Origin of the sequence: Methylorubrum populi (genome assembly GCA_036946625.1) — a bacterium.
Taxonomy (GTDB): domain Bacteria; phylum Pseudomonadota; class Alphaproteobacteria; order Rhizobiales; family Beijerinckiaceae; genus Methylobacterium; species Methylobacterium populi_C.
Window position 1 is genome coordinate 2,233,741 of the sequence record JAQIIU010000003.1, and the last position, 23,306, is coordinate 2,257,046.

21 protein-coding genes, 1 tRNA gene and 4 pseudogenes are annotated in these 23,306 nt (G+C 69.0%); 6 read left to right on the forward strand and 20 right to left on the reverse strand.

The window, feature by feature from the left end; all coding sequences use genetic code 11:
- Positions 1-42 precede the first annotated feature (42 nt).
- Positions 43-826, forward strand: a pseudogene (locus PGN25_21865) (IS5 family transposase).
- A 245-nt stretch (positions 827-1,071) separates the two neighbouring features.
- On the opposite strand, the gene PGN25_21870 reads toward PGN25_21865, so the two are convergent.
- Together PGN25_21870 and PGN25_21875 are read right to left on the reverse strand one after the other, a co-directional pair.
- Positions 1,072-2,280: an IS701 family transposase gene (locus PGN25_21870; GenBank protein MEH3120154.1), complete on the reverse strand. Its 1,209-nt coding sequence runs from the start codon at positions 2,278-2,280 to the stop codon at positions 1,072-1,074.
- A 194-nt stretch (positions 2,281-2,474) separates the two neighbouring features.
- A pseudogene (locus PGN25_21875) lies at positions 2,475-2,939 on the reverse strand (IS3 family transposase).
- A gap of 327 nt (positions 2,940-3,266) precedes the next feature.
- Here PGN25_21875 and PGN25_21880 point away from each other — a divergent pair.
- The gene (locus PGN25_21880; protein ID MEH3120155.1) at positions 3,267-3,839 is read left to right on the forward strand and encodes a hypothetical protein; all 573 of its coding nucleotides are present in this window, start codon (positions 3,267-3,269) and stop codon (positions 3,837-3,839) included.
- On the opposite strand, the gene PGN25_21885 is transcribed toward PGN25_21880, so the two are convergent.
- Both PGN25_21885 and PGN25_21890 read right to left on the reverse strand, forming a co-directional pair.
- The gene (locus PGN25_21885; protein ID MEH3120156.1) at positions 3,731-4,744 is read right to left on the reverse strand and encodes an IS481 family transposase; all 1,014 of its coding nucleotides are present in this window, start codon (positions 4,742-4,744) and stop codon (positions 3,731-3,733) included. The two genes, PGN25_21880 and PGN25_21885, sit on opposite strands and share 109 nt — an antisense overlap.
- A gap of 56 nt (positions 4,745-4,800) precedes the next feature.
- Positions 4,801-4,890 (reverse strand): annotated as a pseudogene (locus PGN25_21890) (IS3 family transposase).
- 21 nt (positions 4,891-4,911) lie between these two features.
- On the opposite strand from PGN25_21890, the pseudogene PGN25_21895 reads away from it, so the two are divergent.
- Positions 4,912-5,631, forward strand: a pseudogene (locus tag PGN25_21895) (IS30 family transposase).
- A 383-nt stretch (positions 5,632-6,014) separates the two neighbouring features.
- Here the strand turns inward: PGN25_21895 and PGN25_21900 are convergent.
- Positions 6,015-6,152, reverse strand: a complete 138-nt coding sequence (locus PGN25_21900; GenBank protein ID MEH3120157.1) for a hypothetical protein — start codon at positions 6,150-6,152, stop codon at positions 6,015-6,017.
- A gap of 320 nt (positions 6,153-6,472) precedes the next feature.
- Positions 6,473-6,546: transfer RNA gene (locus tag PGN25_21905), tRNA-Gln, on the reverse strand.
- A 685-nt stretch (positions 6,547-7,231) separates the two neighbouring features.
- On the opposite strand from PGN25_21905, the gene PGN25_21910 reads away from it, so the two are divergent.
- Both PGN25_21910 and PGN25_21915 read left to right on the forward strand, forming a co-directional pair.
- A complete protein-coding gene (locus PGN25_21910) occupies positions 7,232-7,372 on the forward strand; it encodes a hypothetical protein (protein MEH3120158.1) in 141 nt (46 codons plus the stop codon).
- Between the two features lie 76 nt (positions 7,373-7,448).
- Complete coding sequence (locus PGN25_21915) at positions 7,449-8,984, forward strand: phosphomannomutase/phosphoglucomutase (protein MEH3120159.1); 1,536 nt, start codon at positions 7,449-7,451, stop codon at positions 8,982-8,984.
- A 316-nt stretch (positions 8,985-9,300) separates the two neighbouring features.
- Here the strand turns inward: PGN25_21915 and PGN25_21920 are convergent, their stop codons facing one another.
- The 14 genes from PGN25_21920 to PGN25_21985 all read right to left on the reverse strand — a co-directional run bounded on the left by PGN25_21920 (position 9,301) and on the right by PGN25_21985 (position 21,995).
- Positions 9,301-9,981 (reverse strand): response regulator transcription factor, encoded by a 681-nt coding sequence (locus tag PGN25_21920; GenBank protein ID MEH3120160.1) that lies wholly within the window; start codon positions 9,979-9,981, stop codon positions 9,301-9,303.
- Positions 9,978-10,604, reverse strand: a complete 627-nt coding sequence (locus PGN25_21925; protein MEH3120161.1) for an MxaH protein — start codon at positions 10,602-10,604, stop codon at positions 9,978-9,980. The genes PGN25_21920 and PGN25_21925 overlap by 4 nt, the downstream gene beginning before the upstream one ends.
- Positions 10,601-11,551: a YncE family protein gene (locus PGN25_21930; protein ID MEH3120162.1), complete on the reverse strand. Its 951-nt coding sequence runs from the start codon at positions 11,549-11,551 to the stop codon at positions 10,601-10,603. Before PGN25_21930 ends, PGN25_21925 begins: the two co-directional genes overlap by 4 nt.
- Before the next feature lie 28 nt (positions 11,552-11,579).
- Positions 11,580-12,110, reverse strand: coding sequence for an SRPBCC family protein (locus PGN25_21935; GenBank protein MEH3120163.1), 531 nt, complete (start codon positions 12,108-12,110; stop codon positions 11,580-11,582).
- On the reverse strand, positions 12,110-13,135 hold the full coding sequence (locus PGN25_21940) for a VWA domain-containing protein (protein MEH3120164.1): 1,026 nt from the start codon (positions 13,133-13,135) through the stop codon (positions 12,110-12,112). The genes PGN25_21935 and PGN25_21940 overlap by 1 nt, the downstream gene beginning before the upstream one ends.
- Before the next feature lie 26 nt (positions 13,136-13,161).
- A complete protein-coding gene (locus PGN25_21945; GenBank protein MEH3120165.1) occupies positions 13,162-13,794 on the reverse strand; it encodes an MxaK protein in 633 nt (210 codons plus the stop codon).
- Complete coding sequence (locus tag PGN25_21950) at positions 13,794-14,858, reverse strand: VWA domain-containing protein (protein MEH3120166.1); 1,065 nt, start codon at positions 14,856-14,858, stop codon at positions 13,794-13,796. The genes PGN25_21945 and PGN25_21950 overlap by 1 nt, the downstream gene beginning before the upstream one ends.
- A gap of 4 nt (positions 14,859-14,862) precedes the next feature.
- Complete coding sequence (locus PGN25_21955; GenBank protein ID MEH3120167.1) at positions 14,863-15,828, reverse strand: nonribosomal peptide synthetase MxaA; 966 nt, start codon at positions 15,826-15,828, stop codon at positions 14,863-14,865.
- Positions 15,829-15,833: 5 nt separating this feature from the next.
- Positions 15,834-16,691: a DUF58 domain-containing protein gene (locus PGN25_21960; protein ID MEH3120168.1), complete on the reverse strand. Its 858-nt coding sequence runs from the start codon at positions 16,689-16,691 to the stop codon at positions 15,834-15,836.
- A complete protein-coding gene (locus PGN25_21965) occupies positions 16,688-17,719 on the reverse strand; it encodes a MoxR family ATPase (GenBank protein MEH3120169.1) in 1,032 nt (343 codons plus the stop codon). The genes PGN25_21960 and PGN25_21965 overlap by 4 nt, the downstream gene beginning before the upstream one ends.
- A 181-nt stretch (positions 17,720-17,900) precedes the next feature.
- Positions 17,901-18,191, reverse strand: coding sequence for a methanol dehydrogenase [cytochrome c] subunit (locus PGN25_21970; GenBank protein MEH3120170.1), 291 nt, complete (start codon positions 18,189-18,191; stop codon positions 17,901-17,903).
- A 131-nt stretch (positions 18,192-18,322) separates the two neighbouring features.
- Positions 18,323-18,913 (reverse strand): cytochrome c(L), periplasmic, encoded by a 591-nt coding sequence (gene moxG / locus PGN25_21975; protein MEH3120171.1) that lies wholly within the window; start codon positions 18,911-18,913, stop codon positions 18,323-18,325.
- 41 nt (positions 18,914-18,954) lie between these two features.
- A complete protein-coding gene (gene moxJ / locus PGN25_21980; GenBank protein ID MEH3120172.1) occupies positions 18,955-19,845 on the reverse strand; it encodes a methanol oxidation system protein MoxJ in 891 nt (296 codons plus the stop codon).
- A gap of 269 nt (positions 19,846-20,114) precedes the next feature.
- Positions 20,115-21,995 (reverse strand): methanol/ethanol family PQQ-dependent dehydrogenase, encoded by a 1,881-nt coding sequence (locus PGN25_21985; GenBank protein ID MEH3120173.1) that lies wholly within the window; start codon positions 21,993-21,995, stop codon positions 20,115-20,117.
- A gap of 370 nt (positions 21,996-22,365) precedes the next feature.
- On the opposite strand from PGN25_21985, the gene PGN25_21990 reads away from it, so the two are divergent.
- Positions 22,366-23,259 carry a serine protease gene (locus tag PGN25_21990; GenBank protein MEH3120174.1) on the forward strand — a complete coding sequence of 298 codons (894 nt, stop codon included), beginning with the start codon at positions 22,366-22,368 and terminating at the stop codon, positions 23,257-23,259.
- The last annotated feature ends 47 nt before the right edge of the window (positions 23,260-23,306 follow it).

Here is a 23,306-nt window from a genome sequence, read left to right on the forward strand (position 1 = left end):
CAAGTTTGGAATGGGAGGGTTGGCCGATTGAGGAGATCGGCGATGTCAGTTGAGGTAGACGCGCTTCGGGACGATCAGTGGGAGCGCGTGAAGGGCTTCGTGCCCGGCGGGACGAAAGGGAAGCGTGGTCCCCGCACGGACAACCGGCGGTTCCTCGATGCGCTGCTGTGGATGGCCCGCTCAGGCGGGCGCTGGAAGGACTTGCCGAAGCGTTTGGGCGACTACCCGACGGTGAAGCGGCGCTACTACGATTGGATCGCGCGCGGCGTTCTGGATCAGATGCTGGCGGACTTGGCGCGCGAAGCCGATCTGGAATGGCTGATGATCGACTCGACCATCGTGCGCGCGCATCAGCACGCGGCTGGCGCGCGCAGGGAACTGGCGCGCGCAGGGAAAAAGGGGGCCGGATGCCCAGGGCCTGGGTCGGTCGCGCGGCGGGCTGAGTACCAAGATCCATGCGGCCGGCGATGCACTGGGCAACCCGGTGCGCCTGCTTGCCAGTCCGGGCCAGCGCAACGACATCACGCTCGCTCACGATCTGATCGCGGGCTTCGAACCTGACGCTGTTCTGGGCGACAAGGGCTACGATGCCGATCCCCTGGCGGAGGCGATCGAGGCGAGCGGAGCCGAGGCGGTCATCCCGCCCAAGCGCAACCGCAAGAGCCCGCGCGCCTACGACCGCGACCTGTACAAGGAGCGCAACAAGATCGAGCGCTTCTTCAACAAGCTCAAGCAGTTCCGCCGCGTCGCCACCCGTTACGACAAGCTGCTCGTCAACTTCATGGGCTTCGTCAAACTCGCCGCCATCGCCATCTGGCTCAGATAGTTAATTCCTCACCGCGACCTAGCATTACAGTTGCGTTTTAAAGCATTTTTGCTTGCTGTTCATTGTGCTGGGCTTACGCCGTTGACGTCCCCTGTCGGCTGACGCACGGCGTTTGAGATGGGCGTTTCGGGCGGTCGCCTGATGCGCCCGTCGCCAGAGCGACCATGCGATGACGTGAGCGGGCTGGATGCGCCGCTGTGCCAGCCGCACCGCGATGCGGCGGATCTCCTGGACCGACCAGCGGATCAGCGCGCGGGCGGTCTCGGCCGCGCCCGTCTTTTTGGGGGCGGCGCGTTGGCGTGATGGCGGATTACGGCCAGCAGGGCGAAGGCCATCATCACCAAGCTGACGTGCCGGTGCCAGCCGTGCCAGGAACGGGTCTCATTATGAGCGAGCCCAAGTTCGGTCTTGGCCGTCTCGAACGCGTCCTCGATCGTCCAACGCTGGCCCTCGACCGTCGCCAGGGTCGCGACCGACGTGCCGGCCGGGCACCACGTCGTGAAGTACGCCCGCTCGCCGTCAGTCAGGCTACGGCGGATCAGCAGGCCGCGCGTCCACAGGCCGGCCTGATCGTAGTCGGCACCGTCGAGGTCGGCCAACTCGCAGTAAGCCCAGTCGTACAGCCGCGCGCCCTTCGTGCCCTCGCCCGCCGACAGGCGCGTCCAGGCCGTCGGAGCGAGGCCGTTCGCGATCGCCTCGGCGGTGCCGGCCACCAGCGGCTTGCCGACCCAGGAATTGAACAGGTGATCGGTCTTGACCCCGAGCACGTAGCCCTTGCCCGCGCGCCGTAGAGCCATCTCGATGTCGCCGACCCCATAGACGGTGTCGGCCGCAACCCAGGAGAACGGCACGTCGGCGGTCATCGCCCGCTCGATCATCGTTAGAGCCAATCCCGGCTTGGTCGAAAAGCTCGTCCCCTCCGGCACGTGGGCGGCGGCCAGCCGGGCCGGATCCGAGGTCCAGGTCTTGGGCAGGTACAAGGCCCGATCGATGAACGCGTGACCGTGGTGCGAGGCGTAAGCCGCGAACACGCCGATCTGACAGTTCGTGATCTTTCCGGCCGAGCCGGTGTACTGGCGATGCACACCGCACGAGGCTTTGCCCTGCTTGAGAAAGCCAGTCTCGTCGAGAACCAGAACCGCGTCCGGGTCGGCCAGGGTTTCCAGGGCATAGTCCCGCACGACGTCGCGCAGGGCGTCGGCATCCCAGCGTCCGCGACCGAGCACGGCCTGCTGACGCCAGGGCCCGGGATCGCCCGCAGCTTCCGCCCGCATCCAACTGGTCTTGCGCCGCTCCGCGCCGAGCAGTCCGTCCAGGAATGCTCCCGCCGAGGCCGCCACCCGCTCCTGAGAAAACAGCGGGCGCATGCGTCCCTTCACCTCCCGCAGCGAAGAGGCCCAGAGCTCCAGCGTCGCCTCAATCGAGGCCCCCGGCGTCCATGATGCACGAATCATGGTGCCGCATGGAGTCAGAACCTCGCCAAAAACGCAACTGTAATGCTAGGCTCGTTGCGCGCCCTCGACACCGTATTTACGTGCTCGGAGGTCGAATGCCTCCAAGCCCCCTTCCATGATACGCGTGACGGCCCGACGCACATCGGGCGTCTCAATCGCTCCGTTGGCCTGCTGCCGGTTTGGTGGACGCCGGCCTAAGCTAGTTTGGCTCGGTTTTCGAACTCGACGGGGCTGAGGTAGCCGAGCGTCGAGTGCCGCCGTGCCGCATTGTAGAAGCGCTCGATGTAATCGAACACGTCCGCTCGCGCCTCGTCCCGCGTGCGGTAGGTTCGCCGGACCGTTCGCTCGGTCTTCAGCGACGAGAAGAAGCTCTCCATCGCCGCGTTGTCCCAGACGTTGCCCGACCGACTCATCGAGCAGACGATGCCGTGCTCGGCCATCAGCCGCTGGAACGGCTCGCTCGTGTACTGACTGCCCTGGTCGGAGTGATGCAGCAGCGCGTCCGGCCTGCCCCTGCGCCAGACCGCCATAACGAGCGCGTCCGCCACGAGTTGCGCCGTCATGCTCGCCTGCATCGACCAGCCGACCACGCGGCGCGAGAACAGGTCGATCACGGCCGCGACGTAGAGCCAGCCCTCCGCCGTCCAGATGTAGGTGAGATACTGTCGGCGAATCAGATGGTCGGGGGTGTTGGCACGGAGGTGCGCGATGAGCCTGCGACCGGAACCGATCGGCGCGATCCCCGTCGAGACGGCGCGCGTGGCGCGCGCGGCTTTCCCCAAAGGGACGGTCGCGACGCGGTTGCGCGATGAGTTCAGCGCCCTCTACCAGGACGAGGACTTCCGCGATCTCTATCCGACCCGCGGCCAGCCCGGTCTTGCGCCCTGGCGGCTGGCCCTGGTCACGGTCCTCCAGTTCTCCGAGCACCTGAGCGACCGTCAAGCGGCCGACGCCGACCGGTCTGGTTCGAGCGCTATGGACGCCGGGTGGAGGACTATCGCCTGCCCAGGGCTCGGACGGAACGCGAGGCACTCGCTCTTGCGATCGGTACGGACGGGTTTGCCCTACTCGAAGCGCTGGACGCGCCGGCGGCACCGCCTGAGGTGCGGGCCGTGCCGATGGTGGGAACGCTGCGCGATGTATGGCGAGTGCATTATGCCCGCGAGGGAAGCGGGCCGCCACGGTGGCGCAGCGGCGCCGAGTTGCCGCCGGTCGGCGAGCGACTGCAGTCTCCCTACGACCCGGAGGTCCACTACAGCACCAAGCGGCAGATGGAATGGTCGGGTTACAAGGTACACGTCACCGAAGTCTGCGATGCGGACGCGGCCCATCTGATCACAAACGTGATGACCTGTCCGGCGATGCAGCCGGACATGGCGAGCACGGCCGCGATCCACGAGCAGCTGGCGGCAAAGAACCTTCTGCCGGCCGAGCACTTCGTGGATGCCGGCTACGTCGATGCGGGACTGCTGGTCGTGTTTGGTCCCGGCATTTGGTGGAGCGGGTTTGACCTGAAGCGGCCGGGCTCAGCGGACCATGCCTTGCAGATGGCTTCGTAGGGCGTGAGGCCGCGCAGGGTCTTCAAACGGCGTGCGAAGTTGTAGGCGCTGACAAAGTCGGCCAAGTGCGCACGGAGTTGCGCGTGGCTGTCGTAATGGTAGCGCTTGACCGTCGCGTCCTTGATCGTGCGGTTCATCCGCTCGACCTGACCGTTCGTCCAGGGGTGGCGCGGTTTGGTCAGCCGATGGTCGATATCGTTGCGGGCGCAGGCAAGTTCGAAGCTGTGGGCTCGGAAGGTCTCGCCGGCTACAATCGCCTCCTTGATGACGGAAGCGGCCGAGGCGACGTTGCCGGGCGTGGTGAAGTGGGTGCCGTTGTCGGTGAGCACCGTGTGCACCTTGTAAGGCACGGCCTCGATGAGATGGCGGAGGAAGTCACCTGCGACCCGCCGCGTGGCCTTCTCGTGGAGCTCAACGAAGGCGAACTTGGTCGTGCGGTCGATAGCGACGAGCAGGTAGAGTCGCCCTTCGGCTGTGTGAACCTCGGCCAGATCGATGTGGAAATAGCCGAGCGGGCAGGTCTTGAAGCGTGACCGCTTGGGCTTGTCACCGTCGACCTCCGGCAGTCGGCTGATGCCGTGGCGCTGCAGGCACCGATGCAGCGACGAACGGGTCAGGTGCGGGATCGTCGCCTGGAGCGCGTAGAGGCAGTCGTCCAACGGCAGGAGCGTATGGCGGCGAAAGGCGACGACGACCGCCTCGTCCTCCTGTGACAGCACCGTCGAGCGGGGATCCTTCGGACCCGTGCGCTGATCGGCGACCGAGGTCCGCTGCCGCCACTTGGCGACCGTCTTCCGGTTGATCCCGTAGCGCTTCGAGAGCGCCCTCAGGCTCGCTTGACTATGCTGGATCGCTCGACGGACTGCCTCCGTCGTGGTGGCGCTGCCGTGAAGAACTTGGCCCATAGCGCGTCCCTCCACTCCAACGTGAAGAGTGCACCATCAAACCCTGGGATCAAACAGATATAATCGAACACGTCGGCGCGGGCCTCATCCCGCGTGCGGTCGGTCCGCCGGGCCGTGCGCTCGGTCTTCAGCGACGAGAAGAAGCTCCGTCGCCCTCTGATCGCTATCTGTCCTTGGCCGAGCGTGAGGAGATCGCGTTGCTTCGGGCGCAAGGTCATGGCGTTCGGGAGGTAGCGAGGCGGCTGGGTCGGGCGGCCTCGACGATCTCGCGGGAGTTGCGGCGGAACGCGGCGCCTCGCAACGGCAATCTGGACTATCGTGCCACGACAGCTCAATGGCACGCCGAGCGTGCGGCGCGCCGGCCAAAGCAGGCGAAGCTAGCCGCTAACGCAGCCCTGAGGACGTATGTGCAGGCTCGGCTCGCGGGCGCTATCATCGCTCCCAATGGCGCTGCGTTACTGGGACCAGCCGTTCCCTGGAAGGGCCGGCGACACGGGCGACGTCAGCATCGGCGCTGGGGTATGGCATGGAGCCCGCAGCAGATCGCTGAGCGCCTGCGGCTTGACTTCCCGGGCGATGAGACGATGCGCATCAGCCATGAGGCGATCTACCAGGCCCTCTATGTCCAGGGCCGAGGCGCACTGAAGCGCGACCTGACCGCGTGCCTGCGTACGGGACGAGCTTTGCGGGTGCCCCGGGCACGCAGCTCGCGTCGGGGCAAATCGTTCATCACCCCAGAGATCCTCATCAGCGAGCGGCCCCCTGACGCACAGGATCGCGCGGTGCCGGGACATTGGGAAGGAGACCTCATTCTCGGGCTGCGCAGTTCGGCGATCGGAACCCTGGTCGAACGCGCGACACGCTTCACGATGCTGCTGCATCTCCCAAGCGCCGCTGGCGACCTGATCGATGATGAAGGGCTCAGTCACGGTCGACAGGAGAGGAACCGTCGCAGAGCGCGGCCTCGCGGTCATCGCCTCCATCGTAGCTGGCGGCGTTGACGCGGTTGGAGCGGGCGAGGCTTGGTCCGCAGGTGACGCGGTCAGCGTCTCGCGGAGCAGCTTGTCTCTGGGCTCGTGGTTGAAGTCGCCAGTGTAGCGGGCCTGCAGGGCTTCGGCGACGTCGATGCCCGCGCGCATGACGGCCTGGCGTGCGCGCTGCCAATCAACCGGCGCGAGGTCGGTGCAGGTGACGCCCTGCTTCTTGAGCATGGCCTCGGTGATGACGCGGGCCTCGTCGAGGCGGTTGCCGGCGAGCGCCTTGCGGTGTTCTAGCCGTAGTAGGCACCCCGGATCTCGGAGACGGCATCGTCGTGGGGCGGAGCGTGCAGCCGCACGGCGTTCTCGCGCTCCAGCACGGTCGCGTAGAAGTCCTGCACGAGGCGGGCGAGTTGAGCGTCGGTGAGCATGGGTGTCGCGCGCACAACGCCGAAGAGGCGTTCTGAGGCGACGTATAGCGTGGCGGCGTGGAACTTGGCAGCCTGATGGTCGACGGTGCCGAGGCTGCGCGTGAGTTCACGCCGTCCGATTAAGCCGCGCAGCTCTGGCGGAACGGTCCGCCGGAAGTGCAGCGTCCGGCCGAGCCGGACGACGTTGGCGATGGAGGTCCGCACGCTGCTTGCCTGCCGCCCCGCAGGCGGACTTTGTAGCAGCGGATTGTAGCAACCGGCTCAACCCGCAGGGCAGCGAAACAGAAAGCTGAGCGTTGAGAATGATTTAGGCAGCTAGGTGGCTGGGGGACCTGGATTCGAACCAGGACTAGCGGAGTCAGAGTCCGCGGTTCTACCGTTAAACTATCCCCCACCGAGGCGATTGAAAAACCTGCGGAATTGAGCGCAGGTTTCCAATTGCGGAGACTCGGTTTCCAAGCCTCGCGTACGGTATGGCGCTCAGATAGGCCGAGACGGCTGCCGCGTCAACACGAATGGTGCCGGTCGAGCACCTCATTGCCATCCCGGACGTAGCATCCCTCGGGTTTCGCGGCGCGCAGGTTCATCCCGGGAAGGGCCGGCGCCGGCCGGTATCGGCGGCGTAGCGGGCGAGCGCATCGAAGGTGTAGGCCCGCACCACCAGAGCCCGGGCCGCCGCCGTCATCCGGTCCACCGCCGCATCGTCGGTGCGCAGCAGGGCGTCGAGGGCGCGCTCCGGATCGTCCTGCGGATCGAGGTAGAACCTCCTCGCGGCCGTGCAGGATCGGTTCGATGCCGGCGAGCGGACGGGTGTCGAAGATCGGAATGCTGCCGAAGGCCGCCACCTCGTCGTGCCGGTAGCAGTCCCAGCCGACGCCGCCCGGCGACAGACAGAACCGGCTGCGGGCGATCGCCCGGGCGAAGGCCTCCCGGCTCAGGCGGTGCGCGGGCGCGTGGATGGGAACATCGGGCGCCGTCGCCTACGCCAACGACCACGGGCGCCGATGACGGCCGCTTCGGCTACGCCGTCACCGTCAGGAACGTGGGCGGCAGCGCGCTGGCGTCGGCCTCCTTACGAGGTGATCCTGCACTTCGCCGAGATCGACAACCAGTCCGACGACGCGAGCGGCCTCAGCGGCGCGGGCCAGCGCCAGTTCAACATCGGGATTGAGGTGCGGAAGGTCGATTCCGCCTCGGCCCAGGACGGTCTCCTGGTCTAGAATCGCGATCGGTTTCGGCTTCCCTTCCGGCGGCGCACGGGCTCTCGTTCGCCGCCGCTCGCGCGAAAGGTCTGCGATGTCTTCCGATCGGTCCAAGGCATTTTCCAAGGCATTTCCCAAGCCCCTGCCGAAGCTCGAACCGAACACCTTCGCCTTCGAGCAACGGCCGATGGTCAAGCCCACGGGCTTTCGCGAGTACGACGCCCGCTGGCTGTTCCCGCAGGAGATCAACCTGATGGGCGTCCAGGCGCTGGGCCTCGGCCTCGGCACGCTGATCCACGAGCGCGGCGTGCGCCCCGACATCGTCACCGGCCACGACTTTCGCGCCTATTCCTCCTCGATCAAGCTCGCGCTGATCGCCGGGATGCAGGCGGCGGGCCTGCGGGTGAAGGATATCGGGCTCGCGCTCTCGCCGATGGCCTATTTCGGCCAGTTCGCCCTCGATTGTCCCTGTGTCGCCATGGTCACCGCCTCGCACAACGACAACGGCTGGACCGGCGTGAAGATGGGCGCCGAGCGGCCGATGACCTTCGGTCCCGACGAGATGGGACGCCTGAAGGAGATCGTGACGAAGGGCGAGTTCCGCTACCGCGACGGCGGCTCGTACGAATTCGTCGAAGGGTTCGCCCAGGTCTATCTCGACGACCTCGTGTCGCGCGCCAAACCCGTCACCCGGACGCTGAAGGTGGTGGCCGCCTGCGGCAACGGCACCGCCGGCGCCTTCGCGCCCGCGCTCCTGGAGCGGCTCGGCGTCGAGGTGATCCCGCTCGATGTCGAGCCGGATCATTCCTTCCCGCGCTACAACCCGAACCCCGAGGACATGGCGATGCTGCACGCCATCGCCGACAAGGTGCGCGAGACCGGCGCCGATGTCGGCCTCGGCTTCGACGGCGACGGCGACCGCTGCGGCGTGGTCGACGACGAGGGCGAGGAGATCTTCGCCGACAAGATCGGGGTGATGCTGGCCCGCGACCTGTCGAAGCTGCACCCGAACGCGACCTTCGTGGTCGACGTGAAATCGACCGGCCTCTACGCCGCCGATCCCGAATTGCAGGCCCGCGGCGTGCGGACCGACTACTGGAAGACCGGCCACTCCTACATCAAGCGGCGGGTGAACGAACTCTCGGCGCTCGCCGGCTTCGAGAAATCGGGCCACTTCTTCTTCAACGCGCCGGTCGGCCGCGGCTACGACGACGGCCTGCTGACCGCGATCGCGGTGATCGAGATGCTCGACCGCAATCCGGGCGCGTCGATGGCCGACCTCTACCGGGCGCTGCCGAAGACCTGGGGCTCGCCGACCATGTCGCCGCACTGCGCCGACGAGGTGAAGTACGGCGTGGTCGAGGCGGTCACCGAGCGGTTCCGGGCGCTCCAGGCGGCGGGCGAGCCGGTGGGCGGCCAGCCGATCACCGATCTGGTGACGGTCAACGGCGTGCGGGTGACCACCGCCGACGGCACCTGGGGCTTGGTGCGGGCCTCCTCGAACAAGCCGGAACTCGTGGTGGTGGTGGAGAGCCCGGTCTCCGAGGCGCGGCTGCGCGAGATGTTCGCGGCGGTGGACGCGGTGCTGCGCCAGCATCCGGAGGTCGGCGCCTACAATCAGACGATCTGAGCCGGACGATTCATACCAAGCTGCAGGGAAGCCGACGATGAGTCGGGATCATCGCCGGCTGGTATGATACGATATCCGGTCGATGATTTCGGCCTTTACCTGCGTCCTTGCGAGGCGAAGCCGTGGCGATCCAGGGCGCGACCTTTCCGGACAGGTCGCGCCCTGGATCGCTTCGCGCCCGCTCGCGATGACGGAGTGGAGCGAAACCCGAAGCGATCGATCGGAAACGGTATGACTTCCATCCCCACCCTCATCCTGAGGTGCATGCGTCAGTGGGCCTCGAAGGACCCTCCGGACGCTGCCGAGAACCCGGTCGTCACAGCAGCGCGTTGCGCCGGTTGACCGCGATCTGGACCAGCCCGGCGCGGGACTCGACGCCGAGCTTCCTGCGCATGCTGGAACTGGCGTTGATGACGGTGCGGTAGCTGACCGCCATGACGCTGGCGATGGCCTCGTAGGACTTGCCCTGGCTCAGGAGCGACAGGATCTGCAACTCGCGGGTGCTCAGGGTGGCGAGCGGAGCGGGGCGGGCGCTGCGATTGAGCATCGCCACGTCGGTGGCGAGCGGGTGCGGCAGGTAGCCCTGCCCGGCATGGACGGCGTCGAGGGCCTCCAGAAGCGCGTCCACACCGGCGTCCTTGAGCACGAAGCCGAGCGCTCCGCTCTCCAGCGCCCGGGAGACGAGCACCGGGTCGGCATGCATGCTGAAGACGAGGATGCGCGCCGCCGGCTCCAGCGCCCGGATGCGGCGGATCAGCGAGAGTCCGGACAGGCCGTCGTCGCGAAAGCTCAGGTCGGCCACCACGAGGTCCGGCCGGTGCCGGTGGAACAGGCGGTAGCCCGAGACGACGTCGGCGGCCTCGTGGATCGTGCGGACGCCCGCCGCCTCGGCGATCCGGCGCACACCCTGCAGCACGATCGGGTGGTCGTCGATGACGAGGATCGTCTCCGGCCGGGCCGGTGCCGCGCCGCGGGCGGAGGCGCGCCCGTCGCTCACGGCTGCCCTCCCGGCGGCTTGCCTTCCGGAGTCTCCACCGACGGCGCCCGGGGCCGGTCCGGCGACGGTTCGGGCGCCGCGTCGGGGGACGCCGCATCGCGCGGCCGCTCCCGGGCTTCGAGACGGGCGAGCGCGGTGGCGTGGTCGGCGCCCTGGGCGCGGGTGTTGTAGTAGTGCTGGCACATCTCGCCGTAGAGGCTCTTGTGGCGGCCGCGCACGGCCGCGATCTCGCCCAGGCCGTCGAGCAGGCCGCGATAGGATTCCGGCTTGCCGATCTCGGACAGCATCTGCCCGAGCTGCACCGTGCGGTTGGCGATCATGCGCTTGTCTTCCACGAAGGCGCTGCGCGCCCGGTCGAGGGATTCGCGCATTCCCCCGACCTCGGCTGCGTCGCCGGGCAAGGGGTGTCCCGCCTCGCGGCCCGCGAGCCAGCGCGCCGGGTCGCTGCCGTCGGTGGGCGAGAGCCAGTCGGGCAGCCGATCCTCGGAGGTCGAGGCGACGACCGCCCGATCGTCGCCGGACGATCGACCGGAAGATTGGCCGGCATCCTCGCCGCCGCGGTCGCAGGCGGAAAGGATCAGCAGGGCGGCGAGCCCGGCCGCGAGCGGTCTCGCGTCTCTCATCGCGGCGTCTCCTTCGGCAGCGTCTCCGCGGGAGCGGCGACGGCGAGGCTGCGCGGCCCCTCGGCGACCGGCAGGCGGGCGACCTCCTTCAGCACGGCGAGATCGATGACCGAGACGGTGTCGGAGAACCAGTTGGCCACGTAGGCCCTGCCGCCCTCGATCACGATGCCTTCGGGATAGCGGCCGACGCCGATCGTCGCCGCGATCGTGAGCGTGCCGGCATCGAGAACCGTGACCGTCCCGGCATGCTGGTTCGTCACCAGCACCCGCGCCCCGTCCGGGCTGACCGCGATGCCGTAGGGCATGGCGCCGGCCGGCACGGTGGCCAGCGGCTTCAGCGCTTGCGTGTCGATCACGGCGAGGTCGTTGCTGCGCACGTTGCCGACGTAGAGGCGGCGCTCGTCGGGGCCGAGCGCCAGGGCGAAGGGCGCGGTGCCGACGGGGATCGTGGCGAGCCGGGTCATGCGCGCCCCGTCGAACACGCTGACCTGATGGCTCTCCCGGTCGGCCACGAACAGGCGGCCGGCGCGGTCGAGGACGATGTGGGCCGGGTCGCGGCCGGTCTCGGCGGAGGCCTCGACCCGGCCGTCGGCGGCCGAGAGCCGGTCGATGCGGTTGCCCGACCAGTCCGCGACGAACAGGGTCGTGCCGTCCGCCGAGGCCGCGAGGCCGAAGGCCTGTCCCTTGTAGGGCAGGCGGCGCAGCACCGCGCCCGTGGCCGCGTCGGCCACGGTGATCGCGTGCCCGTCCGGATGGCTGAGGAACACGAGGCCGCCGCCCGCCGCCACCGTGGCGGGCGCGCCCGCCACGGTGGCATGCCCCGCGACCTCGCCCGCCTCGATGCGCGCCACCTGCGCCCCCTGCTGGCTCGCGACGTAGACCGCCGCGGCCCGCGCCGGCAGGCCGGCGAGCGCGAGGATCAGCGCGGCGAGGGCGGGGCGGATCATTGTGCCTCTCCCCTCATTTGGACTTGCCTCATTTGGACTTGCCGCCCTCCACGGCCGCCTTCAGGCCCTTCAGGCCGTCCGAGAAGAACGTGTTCATCGCCGTCTTGCCGGCCTCGTCGCTGAGATTCTCAGGCGGCTCGTTGCCGGTGTCGCCGCGATAGAACCGGCCCATCCACTCGACCTTGGAGCCGTCGCCCTCCGGGCTCACGGTGAAGGTCGCCGAGTAGGAGGAGACCGGCAGCGCCTTCAGGTCCGGATCGGACATCCGGTAGGAATAGGTGTGATCCGCCGCCTTGTACTCGTCGAGGCCCTCGGTGAGCTTGGCGCCGCTCTTGAAGATCAGCGTGCGGCTGTCGCCTTCCTTGGACCCGCCCCCTTCGGCCTTGTCGAGATCCGGATGCCACTTGCCGATGCTGGCGAAATCGCCCGCCACCTTCCACACGGCGTCCGGGCTCGCCTTGATCGTGATCGACTGGGAGACCTTCTGCGGGGTCGGCCCGTGGGCGAGCGCGGCGGTCGCGGCGAGCGCGAGCGGCAGGGCGAGGAGGGACAGACGCATCATGACATCCTGCTGGGGGTGAAGGGGATCGTGCGGGCGCGCAGCGCGCCGGCGAGGAAGACGGCGAGCACAAGGGCGAGCGCCGCCGCGCCGAGGAAGGGGCGCAGGTCGAGCCGGCCGGGCAGCGGCCGCGGCGTGGCGGCCGCGAGGAGGGGCGCGCGAAGGCCGCCCGGCCCGTCGAGATGGGCGTAGGCAAGGCCGGTCTGGGCTGCCAGCGCCTTCAGATGCGGTTCGCGTACCGAGGAGAGATGCTCCTCGCCCCGGGCCGCGGCGCCGCCGAAGGGCGCGTTGCGCGGGTTGTAGCCCTCGCGCGATTCCGCGTCGGCCGGCGGCGGGCCGAAGCGGTTCTCCTGCTGCACGTCGGTCTCGGCGTAGAAGCCGGTCTCGCGGCCGCGATCGTCGAATTTCGGGATCGGGGAGAGACCGTAGCCGCCCGCGCCGAGGATCAGGCCGCGCACCGCACCCACCTTGCCCTCGAACGGCGGAATGCCGTTGGCGGGCAGCGGCGGCGTCTCCTGGCCGTCGGTGATGAACAGGAGGTCGGTGTCGAGTTCGCCGGCCATGGCGACGGCCCGATGCAGGCCGGAGGCCACGCGGCTGTCGCCCTCCCAGGCCATGCGCCAATCGATCGCCGCGATCGCCCCGTCGAGCGGGGCGAAATCGGCGCAGACCTCGATCGGCGTGAACAGCAGGAACGGCCGCCGCTCGGTGAACAGACCGAGCGCGAGGCGCGAGCCGCAGGGCAGCTCGGGGATCAGCCCGCGCAAGGCCGCCTTGGCGATGTCGAGCCGGCTCGCCGGGCGCCCGTCGAGCGTATAGTCGCGCACGTTCATACTGCCGGTGATGTCGACCACGGCGAGCACCGAGACGCCCGAGCGGGTGAGCGGCAGCGGCGGCACGAGGATCGCGAGCACCGCGAGTCCCAGCGCGGCGGCGAGCGCCTGGAAGCGACGGTCGCGCAGGTTTTTTCCGAACGGGAGTGCGGCCCACAGGCCGGAGGCCGGTTTCATGGCCCGCTCGTTCATGGTCCCCTGGTTCATGGTCCCCTGGTTCATGGCCCGCCTCTGGGCTGGCCGGGGATGTCGGTCCAGATCTGCTTGGGCTCGGCCTTCAACTCGTCGCCGAACTTGCGATCGAATTCCGGAAAGTCGCGGATCAGGCGCGAGGCGACGTCGAAGTTGAACTTCGCGTCCCAGAAGTCCGGCCGGGCCTGGAGTGCCCGGCGGTAGTCCTGGCGGGCGAGCGTCACCTGCGGGCCCGCCTTGTCGAGTTCGCTGCGCTCGATCAGCAGGAAGGCCTGCCGGATGCGGGCATTGGCGACGATGTAGCGGGCCCGGGCCGAGGCCTCGGCCGCGCCGCGCCGGTCGAGGGTCTCGAGCAGCGGCTCGGCCTCGCCGAGACGGTCGCGGAAGGCCAGGAACTTCGTGCGCGCGACGAGGAGGGCGTCGGGGGCGTCCGGCGGGACGGCGATGTCGCGCCCGGCTTCCAGTTCGGCCATGGCCGCGTTGGTGCGCGTGTCGCGCCACGCGGAGAGGCCGAAGGCGGCAGCGGCCCCGAGCAGCAGGATCGGCAGCAGCACGAACAAGGCGGGACGCGCGGCGCGCCACCCTCGCGCCGCCCCGGCGCCGAGCCGGGCACGGAGAGAGGGGGACGCGGAGGCCGCGTGGGCGAGGGCGGAGGGCATCATGCGGCGGCCCTTCTCGGTGCGGCAGGAGCCGGATCGGCGGAGCGCGTTGCCGGCTCACGCGCGGGCTTACGCAAAAAATCGGTCTCCGCCAGCTTGGCGAGAACGAGGAGCAGCAGCCCCAGCGCGGCGAGCCCGTAGGCCCAGCCGGTGAGGTCGCGGCGGGGGCGCTCCTCGGTATAGGGGATCGGATCGCGCTCCAGGGCCTCGATCTGGCGCACGGCGTTCGCCACCGCCTCGGCGCCCTCCGCCTCGAAGGCGCGGTAGGACACGCCGAGGCTCTTGAAGAACAGGTCGAGATGGCGTTCCGGCGCCGCCTGGGGCGTGTCCTCGCCCGCGGGCTTGTCGTAGATCGAGGGCGAGCCCTTGGTGCGCAGGAACAGCCAGTAGAGATTGGGCCGCACCTTGGCGAACTCGGCGCGCAACTGCGCCTGGATGCGCGGGTCGATCACCGCCGCCCCGTCCGAGACCAGCAGCAGCGCCCGCGACACGCCCGGCGCGGCCGCCCCGAACTGCGACAGCGCCATGCCGAGCCCCCGGGCGACGTTGGTGTAGTCGAGGCCGGGGCGGTCGATGGCGGCGATCGCCGCGCGCACGGCGTCGTGCCGGTCGGTCATCGGCACGACCAGCATCGGCGCGGTCGAGAAGGCGGTGACGGCGAACTGGTCGTGGGCCCGCTCGCCGACGAAGTCGCGCAGGATGCGCCGGGAGGCGGCCGCCTTCGATTCCTCGGCGCCCGAGGGCTGCCGGCCGGCGAACGTCTCGTTCATGCTGCCCGAGCGGTCGATCAGCATCGAGACCTGCGCGCCGATGCCGATGCGGGTGATCCGCTCGCCGGCGCGGTAGGGCCCGGCCAGCGCCAGGACGAGGCCGCCGATGGCCAGCATGCCGGCGACGGTCAGGGTGATCCGCAGGCCCGAGGAGAGCGGATCGTCGGGCGCGGCCGAGACCGACGAGACCGCGCTGCGCCGGGTGACGGACAGGATCAAAGGCAGCAGCGCCAGGGGCAGGAACCACAGCAGCCAGGGCGTGGCCGCGCCGAGGGGAGGGAGGATCGCCGCCACGGGATCACGCGCTCCGCTCGACCGCGCCGAGGCGGCGCAGCAGCGCCTCCGCCTCGGGCAGGGGCAGCCGCGCCCCGGCCCCGGCGGTGTCGCGGCCGAAGAAGGCGAGGCGAGAGGCCGAGAAGAATTTTTCGAGTCCACCCGCCTGTCCCCTGAAGGCCGGATGGCGCCCCAGGAAGTCCGGCAGATCGTCGGCGAGCACCCGGCGGCCGTCGGTCGCGTCGAGGCCGCGATGCAGGGCGAGCAGTGCCTCGCGGTACAGGGCTTCTCCCTGCGATTGTCGCTTCGCCCGACCGAGCGCCTTCAGGGCGAGCGCGAAAGGCCGGCCACGGCGACTTCCAAAAATCCACCATGCCCGGTCGTAGGCCAGCAGCAGCAGCGCCAGCACCGCGAGGCCGAGGAAGGCGGCGGCCGAGGCCAGCGCCGGCTGCGGATCGAGGCGCGGCGCCCGCCCGTCGGGCCGCAGATACTCGGCCGGGTCGTCGCGCCGCTCCGGCTGCACCTCGCGCAAGGGCGAGACGCCGATCTTCCAGGCCGGCACCTGCGCCACCGCTGTGGTCGAGCCGTCGGCGCCGGGGCTCTCGATGGTGACGGGGAAGCCCGGCACTTCGAGGGTGCGGGCGTCGAGGGCGACGTAGAAATCCTGATAGGTCAGGCGCAGGCGGATCAGGTTCGAGCCGTCCGCCGCCCGGCTCTCCTCCGTCCGCACGTCCTTCAGGTCGAGCCAGTAGGCGACCGGGCCGGGCTTCGGCAGGGACGGGCGCTGCAGGGTGAAGTTCGGATCGGTGCGGATCTCGGCCTGCACCTGGACCAGATCGCCCTGGAAGTAGCCGAAGGCCCGCGGCGTGCGCAGCTCGACACCGCGCACCTGGGCGCAGGCGGGCCGGGACGCGGACAAGGATGCCGACAGGGCGGCCAGGGTGAGAAGGGCGGCCAGCGCGAGCGGGGCTTTGAGGGGGAGCGCGCGCATCGCTCTCACGTCGTCATCAGGTGGCGGCTCAGCGCTTCCGCGTCGAAGCGGTCGGCGAGCCGGAAGGGGGGGCGGGCGAAAGGCGCGCAGATCCGGCGCAGGGTCTCGACGCGCTCCGCCTCGCGGGCGATCCAACGTCGGCGCAAGGACGGGCGCAGGAAGACGAGCCGGCGCCCGGCGCCTTCGAGATCGTCGAGTTCCACGAGGCCCCAGGCCGGCAGATCCTCGGCCTCGGCGGAATCGGCGAGCAGCACCGGCGTCACGTCGTGCAGCGCCAGGGCGGCGAAGACCTCTTCGATCAGCGCCTCGGGCCAGCGGAAATCCGAGACGAGGAAGATCAGCTTCGGCCGCCCGGCGAGGCGGCGCGCCGCCTTCGGAAAACCTTCAGCGCCGCGGCCCTCGCAGGCCGCCTCGCCGAGGCGGGCGGCCGCCGCCTGGGCCGCGGCGCGGTGGCGGGTGGCGGGCAGGTACAGGTCGTCCCGCAGGGTGTCGTCGCAGGCGATCAGGCCGAAGCCGTCGCCGATCCGCGTCGCGGAGCGGGCGAGGCTCGCGCAGAAGGCGCCCGCCAGCCCGAGCCGGTCGGCGCGGCCGCGGAAGCGCATCGAGGCGGAGAGATCGACCAGCGCGTAGGTCTCGACCGGGCTGCGCGCCTCGAAGCGGCGCACGAACACGCCCTCGAACGGATCGCGCAAGGACGCGCGCAGGTCGATGCGGCGCGCGTCCGGCAGGCGCAGGAAGCTGACCTGATCGCGAAAGGTGCCGAGGCCGCCGGCATCGCGCCCCCGATGGGCGCCGACCCTGTGTCCGCCGGGCCGCCAGCGCGGCAGGTAGACGATGTCGGCCCCGTCCTGCCGATCGCTCACGGGGCGGGCACCGTCTCGAACACCGCCCGGATCAGGTCGGGCACGATCTGCGCGCGCCGCATCTCGTAGACCGGTTCGAGGAAGACGCGGTGGGCCATCACCTCGGGGAAGACGGCGCGGACGTCCTCCGGCACCAGCCAGTCGCGGCCCTCCAGCCAGGCGCGGACGCGGGCGGCGCGCACGAGGAAGGCGACGCCGCGGGGCGAGGCGCCGCCCTGGATCACGCGGTCCATGTCGATGCCGGGGAGCCGAATGCCGGCGGGGCCGGGGCGCACCAGCGCCTCCCACAGCCCGACGACGTAGGCCTCGATCGCCGGCTCGGCCGAAATCGCGTGCTGAATCGCGCCGGCGATGGTGCCGATGCGGTCGTGGTCGAGCACGCCGGCCTCGACCTCTTCCATCAGCCGGTCGGTGTCGTGGAAGCGGGGATCGAACACCAGGGAGCGGCGGGCCTCCGTGTCGCGCGGCGCCTCCATGCCGATCTCCATCAGGAAGCGGTCGCGGGCGGCGGCCGGCAGTTCGAAGGTCTCCTCGCGCTCGACCCGGTTGCGGTCGGCGAAGACCTGGAGGTTGGGGAAGCGGTATTCGCGGTTGAAGGCGGTGACGCTGCGCTCGGCCATGATGCGCAGGAGCAGGGCGTGGACCTGGGGCCGGGCGCGGTTGATCTCGTTGAAGAAGAAGACCGACAGGTCCTCGGCCTGCCGCAGCACCGGGCCGGGCTCGACCCGCGGGCGGCCGTCCTCGCCGAGATAGGTGTGGTAGATCAGGTCGGTGGGCATCATGTCGACGGTGCCCTCGACGCGCTCGTAGGCGCCGCCGAGGCCCCGGGCGACCGCGCGCAGCAGCGTGGTCTTGCCGACGCCCACATCGCCTTCGAGCATGACGTGGCCGCGGGCGAAGATCGCGATGGTGAGGAGGCGGATCGCCCGTTCCTGGCCGACCACGGCCTTGGCGATCTCGCGCTCGAAGCGCGCGGCCGCCTCCCGCCAATCGGTGAGCATGGCGTCGCCGGGGCGCAGGGTGTTCATTCGGCGGGTTGGCCTTTTTTGCTTTCGTGGGCGCTGCGCGCGTTCCCTTTCCCCTCTCGCGGGCGAGGGCTGGGAGAGGGGAGCGCCCGTTTCCGGATGGTGCGGAAACCGGCCCCTCTCCCGCCTCGCATCCGCGAGGCACCCTCCCCCGCGAGAGGGGAGGGCTTTCGCCCGGGGGGATTCAGTTCGCCGAGATCTTGCTCACGTCGTACTCGAACTTGCCGGTCTTCTTGAAGTTCTCGACGCGCTTCTTGTTGCGCTCTTCCATCTGCTTGATGGAATCGGCCTGCTTGCTGAGCTCCTTCGGATCGTGCTTGGGATCGTACTTGGAGCCGGCGATCTTCTCGGGGAAGCCGGGCTTCGGCTCCCAGCAATTGCCCGCGGCCTTGCACTTGGTGCCGTCGTAGGCGAGCGCCGGGGCGGCGATCCCGGACAGGGCGACGACCGCGGCGGCGATGAGAGTGGTCTTCATGGTTTCCTCCATTTCTTGAGACGTGCTCTTCTCGGGAGTTGCTTGTCTTGGGACTCTTGTCTTGGGACTTGGCGAGCGGCGTTTTCGCCCCCCCGATCGCGCCGGTCGACCCGGCCCGAACCCCGAAAGGATCACTCCTCCAGCGGCTTGCACTGGCCCTTGGCGTCCTTCGGGATGACTTCGCCCTGCTTGTAGGGCGTGTAGGCTTTCTTCTGCTCGTCGTTGAGCCAGACCGCGTCCTGCTTCGGCCCGGTATAGAGGTGCCGGATCCAGGCGATGGTCTGCAGCATCTCGTCGGGCGTCAGATTCTCGTTGTGCGGGCCCATCATGCCGTTGGCGCCGCCGAAGATCGTCGAGAACAGGCCGACATCGGTCGTGTTCGACGGATAGGTCCAGTAATTGTCGTTGAGGCCCGGCCCGAGCTTGCCCTCGGCGAGGTGGCCGTGGCAGCCCGAGCAGGAGGTCGCGAACAGACTCTCGCCGTTGCGCAGGCAGGACTTGTCGTCGATGTAGCTGTTCTCGCCGGTCTCGAAGAACTTCTTCACCGCCGGGGTGTCGCGACCGCCCTCCTTGCCCTGCGTCACGTCCAGCGTCTCGCCGGTCACGGTGTTGCGGAACGTCACGCCCGTTTGCGGGCCGGACTGCGGCTGCGCCAGGACGGGCAGGCTACCGACGAGGGCGAGGCCGAGGAGGGCGGTTCCGATCTTTGTCCGGTTCATCATCGTCTTGTTCTTGGTCCTCATCACGGAAGCGATCGGGCGGCTCAATTCGAGACGGGCAGCACGGGCACGCCCTCTTCCTTCAGGATCGCCTCGATCTTGGGCTTGGCCTTCTCCAGCGCGGCATCGATCTCCGCCTTCAGGGCGGTGTCGTCCTTGCGCACGCCCATCGACTGGTCGAAGCTCTGCGGCATCTTCTGGCCGTCGCTGCGGGCGGTATCGTCCGGCACCGGGGTCATGCGCAGCTTCACGCTCGAATCCCGCACGTAGCGGGCGACGTCGGGCCCGAAGGCCACGCCGACATCGGCCTTGCCCGAAGCGACCTCGCTCACCATCCGGGCCGGATCGATCTGCGTGTATTGATTCCGGGGCGCGCGGAAATTCACCAGCGAGTAAAGGTAGGCCATGTCCTCCTCGTAGCGGCCGATGTCCTTGAGCATCGCCTCGCCGGGGGTGCCGAAGCCGACCACCATGTGGCCGACCTCCTTCAGGCGCGGGTCGGACCAGGACTTGATGTCGAGATCCCGGTCGGCGCGGGTGAGGAAGACGTAGCCCGAGCGGTAGTAGGGCTTGCTGGCGAGCACCCGCGGATCGTCGGAATCGAGCCCGACCACCACGTCGCAGGTCTTCTTCTCCAGCCCGTCGCGCACGAGGTAGATCGCGGGCTTGCCGAGCCAGACGAACTGGGCCTTCCGGCCCATCGCCTCGGCGACGGCGGCGGCGATGCGGTTCTCGAGCCCCGAGCCGTCCTTCATCGAGAGCGGCGGCTGCTCGGCGGCGCAGATGCGCAGGGAACCGGCATCCGGCTTCGCGGCCTCGGCGGCCTTCTGTTCCTGCGCCAGGACAGGCACGCACAGACCGGCCAAGGCGGTCACGGCGGCAGCGAGAGCGACGGCCGGGGCGGCGGCACGGCGGCGTCCGTTCACGAACGTCATCTGTCTGTTTCCTTTGGGATTTTTTTGCAGTTTTGGCGCTGAGCGCAGCTCCACCCGTCGCAAGTCTCTCGTGCCGATCCCGGCCGGTGCCGTCGTCGCCACGGGGTCGAGGACGTCTTCAGGGGGAGAGGGGAACCGGGGTGGCGCGGACCGGTCGCGGCTTGCGAAGGCCCGCACCACCTCGACCCTGGCCCCTCCCCCGGGCGGGGGAGGGGTGGTTCGTCGCGGCCGTGAGGCCGGGGACTCGCACTTGCAGGCTTCTTGCAGCCTTACTTGGCGGCCGACTTCCACTCGCCGACGTTCGGGTCGTCGTAGGGACCCTTGCCGTCGAGCGAGAAGACGACCACGCCGCCGCCCATCTGGGTGTAGTTGGCGAGCTTCTTGAAGGCGCCCACCGCACCGAGACCGGCGGTCGGGTCGGCGAGGTCGAACACGAGGCCCACGCCCGGCCAGCCGCCGACGCCGTAGTAGATGGCGACGTACTGCGTGCCCTTGTGAGTGTAGGTCATCGGGTAGCCGATGGCGCCGGACGGGATCTTGAACTTCCAGAGGAGGTCACCCGTGTCGGAGTCGCGCGCCTTCAGGTAGCCGTCGAGGGTGCCGTAGAAGACCAGGTCGCCGGCGGTGGCGAGCGTGCCGCCCCACACCGCGAAGCGCTCCATCTTCTCCCACTTGTAGTCGCCGGTGATCGCGTTGTACGCCTTGATCTGGCCGAGACCTTCGTAGTTCTGACGGTCACCCTTCGGGCCCGGATACATGTTCAGCGTCGCACCGACGAAGAACTGACCCGCCCGGTAGGGCAGCATGAAGGGCTCCCAATCCATGCAGATGTGGTTGATGCCCATGAAGAAGAGCTCACGCTTCGGATCGTACGAGTCGTGGCCCTGGTTGTGGTAGCCCATCGCCGAGGGGCAGATGTCCTTGGCGAGATGGTCCATCCGGGTGCCGTATTCCGGATCGCGCACCGGCTGGCCGGTCTTCAGGTCGACCGACTTGAACACGTTGACCGTATCGTCGAGCTTGTTCGCCGAGACGAGCGAGCCGTCGGTGCGGTCCAGCGTGTAGACGATGCCGTTGCGATCCGGGTGGGTCAGCAGCTTGCGGGTCTTGCCGTCCTTGTCCTTCTGCTCGGAGAGCATCATGACGTTGACGCCGGCATAGTCCCACTCGTCGTGCGGGGTCTTCTGGTAGCCGAACTTGGCTTCACCCGTGTCGGCGTCGCGGCCGAAGATCGTCATCGTCCACTTGTTGTCGCCCGGGCGCATGGTCTCGTTCCACGGCGCCGGGTTGCCGGTGCCGAAGTAGATCAGGTTGGTGCCCGGATCATAGGCGTACCAGCCCCAGTTGGTGCCGCCGCCGATCTTCCAGGCATCGCCCTCCCAGGTGCCGGTGCCGAGGCCCTTCTGGCCGTAATGGGCGTTCTTGACGTTGAAGTCGGAGGCCAGCAGCAGATCCTTGTCCGGACCCGTGGCGTAGGCGCGCCACACCTGCTCGCCGGTCTTCACGTCGTAGGCGGTCAGGTAGCCGCGCACGCCGAGCTCGGCGCCCGAGGAACCGATGATCACCTTGTCCTTCACCACGTAGGGGGCGATGGTCAGCGTCGAACCGACCTTGATGTCGGAGTTCTCGACCTTCCACACCGTCTCGCCGGTCTCGGCGTTGAGCGCCGCCACGTTGCCGTCGAGCTGGGTCTTCAGGATCAGCGCCGGGGTCTTGCCGTCGCCCGGCCAGTAGGCGAGGCCGCGGTTGACGAGGTCGCAGCAGGCGACCGCGCGGGCGGCCGGGTTCTGCTTCGGCTTGTCCTGCCACAGGATGTGACCCGGATCGTCGAGGCCGAGCGCGAACGTGTTGTTCGGGAACGAGGTGTGGATGTACATCTTGCCGTCGACGACGAGGGGGGCGCCCTCGTGACCGTTCAGCAGGCCGGTGGAGAAGGTCCACGCCGGCCGAAGCTGCTTCACGTTGCTCTTGTTGACCTGTTTCAGCTCGCTGTAGTTGTTCGAGTCGTAGTTCTTGCCGGGCATCACCCAGTTTTCGTCGCTTTTCGACAACTCGACGAGCTTGTCGTTGGCGTATGCTGCGCTCGTGAGCGCGGCTGGCGCGAGCGCCAGCATCGCCAGGGCCGAGACCGATGTCACAAACCTGCTCATCCTGCGTCTCCTCACTCGACCGCCTCGCCTTTCGGCCTCGCGGTATCTCTCAGACGTTCTTCTGAGGTTCCGGGCTCGCTCCGAAGTCCTTCGAAGTGCCGCAAGCTGGAGCTAAGAGCATTCTTAGATCGATGCGGTCTTATAAAAGACTTATTAGCGGCCCTTCGCCTATAATTTCTAGGCTTCGATCGAACGAGAAGTCTTTAGCTGGTCGGACATTTCTTGTCGGGACAATAAGGCAATTATAAAAGTGTGAAGACGTAGCGTCGCATCTCCCCGGCGCCCGCTTGACCACCGCCGAGCCCCATCGCACCACTGTCGGCAACGGGCCCTCGCGAAGCGGTCCGGCAGAGCGGGAGGCTCGTCGGCGATGGCGCAGGAGCGGCACGTGCGGCACAATTCGGCGGTCGGCGGAATGCTCGCCCTGGTCGCACTGACCTGCGGCCACGCCGGTGCCGGGGACGATGCGACGCACCCGCCGCCCGATGCGATCCCGCCGGCACACGTTCTCGCGAGGGACGTGACCGAAACCGGTGCGCTCTATCCCCATGACGGGCGGCGCGACCTCACGAACGGCGACCGTGCGCGCTATCCCGGAGCGGGGGTGCTCTGGTGCCGCCGTCCCGACGGCGTGCCGCAGAAAGCCGCCGCCGCGTGGCTGATCGGCACACCCTCGATCGTGATGCTGAACGCGCACAACTTCCGCAACCGGCAGCTCGAAACCACGCGCCAGGTCGGCGACTGCTACTTTCAGATCGGCGGCCGCAACTACGACTTCGTGGCCGAGAGCCTGCGCCTCGGCGTGGCCGCGGACGCCACACGCCTGCACATCACCGACGACTGGGCGCTCCTGCGCCTCGCGCAGCCGGCCGAGGCGGCGCGCCAGCCGGTGCCCGAAGCGCCGCCGGATCTTCCCACGGGCGACCTGTCGCTGCCCGTCACCCTGGTCGCCCCCGGCGGCCACCAGAACTACCGGGGCGACAGCAGCCTCGAAGCCTGCACGATCCGCCGGATCGACCCGCCGACCGAGGGCGGCACCCGGCGTGCCCGCCACGATTGCAACGACGGCTACGGCGGGTCGGGCTCGGGGCTGTTCGACGAGGCGGGCCGGCTCGTCGCCATGCAGAGCGCCTCGCTGTCGATGAACGCCCGGCACGCCTTCGACATCGAGTTCCACTACGGCTCCGCCCTGCTCATCGAGGGCGCGCTGCTCGATGCCCTGCGGCAGGCGCAAGCCGAGGACGTGAGACCGCAGGGACGGTGAAGCGCCGCCCGCGAGGCTGCGCAAGCTGAGAGAATTCCTGTGGATAG